Annotated in this window: 1 protein-coding gene; it reads right to left on the bottom strand. The window is 61.6% G+C overall.

Annotated elements, in window-relative coordinates; translation table 11 throughout:
• Positions 1-191: 191 nt before the first annotated feature.
• Positions 192-2,186, bottom strand: a complete 1,995-nt coding sequence (locus Q0288_RS06800; RefSeq protein ID WP_299429027.1) for an EAL domain-containing protein — start codon at positions 2,184-2,186, stop codon at positions 192-194.
• Positions 2,187-2,368 lie beyond the last annotated feature (182 nt).

Raw genomic sequence — 2,368 nt, 5'->3', positions numbered from 1 at the left:
CCCGGAAGAACCCAGAGCAACACCCGCATTACCAGTACAGCGCCTTCGGTCATGGGTTCAATGGTAGCAGAGCTTGGGACTGGTTTAGCATCAGACCTCATGTGACAGTGCCATTTTGTCAAAAGAATTTCGTGTCTGACAAAGCTATTCCGTGTTGAATATCAGACATCGGCGGCTTTATCAGAAGTCTACTAGGTGCCAATACCCCAGACCAGCAGCGCGCCCAGATCTTCGGCGGGAACCGGCCAGCCCAGGATGTGGCCCTGGCCGTAGTCGGCGCCCAGTTCTTTCATGCGGGTGAGCTGGGACTGTTCTTCTAAGCCCTTGGCCACAGCCTTGGTGCCGACGGCGTGCACCATATCAATGGCTGCCTTGGCCAGCGTAGCGTTCTCCGAGGAGGAGAGGGCCGGGTTGAGCTTAATCCAGTCGAGCGGCAGCCGCTTGAGCTGGGTGAGCGGAAGGGGGTTGGTGCCGAAGTTGTCCAGGGCAATCGAAACCCCCAGGTGCTTGAGGATCTCGAGGCTGCGGCCGGCGGTCTCGAGGTCGCTCAGGATGGCTTCCTCGCGCAGCTCGATAATGATGATGTCGGTGGGCAGGCGCTTGGCAGTAAACATCTCCTGCAAAAGCGTGGGGAAGTTGGGGTCGGCCAGGGTTTCGGAGGAGACATTCACGCTAAAGCGGGCGTTGACCCCGGAGGGTTTCCAGAGGGCGGCCTGGTCCAGCACCTTGTCCAGGGCCCAGCGATCCTGGGCGCTCATCAGGCCGACCTGTTCGGCCAGGGGCAGAAACTCCCCGGCCTGGTGCAGGCCTTTGGGTTTGGGCCAGCGGGCCAGGGCCTCCACCGCCACGAGCTCGAGGTCGCTGAGGTTGAACACCGGCTGGAAGTGCAGGGTCAGGCCATCCTGTGAGAGGGCTTCTTGCAACTCGGTGGCGCCGGGGGTGAGCAGACGGATGCCACCGCCGGTCTCGAGGGCCGAATTACAGGCTTGTTCAGCCTGATTCCACAGCCCTTCCACGGAGGTGGCGTCCTGGGGAAACATGGCGATGCCGATCCCGACCTTAAGACCGGAAAGGGCGGCCCGCAAGCGGCCCAGCAGGCGATGGGCCACCCGACTGGCCCCCGCCGTCCAGCGCACCTCGGAAAGCAGCAGGGCAAAACCCTGGTCGCCCAAATAGGCCAGCGAGTCGCTCTGGCGCAGGGTATAGGCAATTTCGCGGGCGGCCTGCTCGGTCTGGGCCTTGTTCATGCCCTCGATCCGGATGCGCATCAGGGCCAGCGAACGCCCGTGGCGACCGGCCAGCGCGAGGGCCTGGGCCAGATTGAGTTCGAAGTCGCTCCTCCTGACCGCCAGCGATTTGCGCTCGGGGGTCTGGATTTTGATCTCCTCTTTGAGCGGGCGCAGAATGCGCTCAATGACCTGGGCCATGGCCAGGGCCAGGGTCTCGTCGGCTGAACTCCATTTGCGCGGCTGGATGCTTTCCAGCCACAGCACGCCCCGCAGACCGTTTTCGCCATGGAACACCACCTGTAAGACCGCTCCCAGTCCCCGGCTAATCAGGATGTCGCGCAGTTCGGTCATGCGGGCGTCCTGGCGGGCATCGTCGGCGGCGATGAGCAGGTTGCGCTCGAGCACCTGGAAATATACGGCGTGGCGTACGGGCAGGAGATCTTCGGGAGGGGACGCTTCGGGATACTGGCCGACCAGTTTCAAGGTACGTTCGTTGCTGTCCCGCAGCCACAGGCAGATGCCTTTGAAGCCCAGGGCCATCAAAATTTCGCCCAGCCTGGGAAGGGCTTCTTCCACGCTGGCAAAGCGGGCCTGGGTCAGCTCCAAAAGCGAACGTTGCCAGGTTTCTTTGGGCATGGGGTTGACCGCCACACCCTGGGATTCCACCAACAGCGACTGCAGGGCCTCAATCAGGGCCAGTTTGGCCCGCTCGCTGAGGTTGTAGCCTTTTTGACCGATATGCAGCCGTGGGGAGGCCCAGACCAGGCGGCTGCTTACCCAGGATTCGCCAGTGAGCAGATTGAGCAATAGCTCCTGGGCTTCCTGGGGTTTGAGCACCACCCCCCCCACCCCCCCCAGGCGTACCGCCATGCCCGAAGGCAGATCCTGATGCTCGATCAGCAGCGTGGCCCCTTCAATCGAGAGCGGCGCAAATAGCTTCCAACTAACCTCGTTCACCGAATGCCCAATCCTTTCATAAGCGGCTCCAAGCCCTCTGTGCTTAAATGTACCAAGGGTCGGTATGGGGGAGTGGTTATACGTCACCGAAGGAGCCGTTACGAACGGCGTTAGTATCCAACAAACCTCTCAGAATTATGGCTGGATCACCTTTAAGCCCCCCGGAACCATGTGTACTCGAT

It is taken from the genome of uncultured Meiothermus sp. (assembly GCF_937863175.1).
Lineage (GTDB): Bacteria > Deinococcota > Deinococci > Deinococcales > Thermaceae > Meiothermus.
Note: the sequence above shows the minus strand (reverse complement) of the source record. Positions and strands in the feature narration are given on the sequence as shown.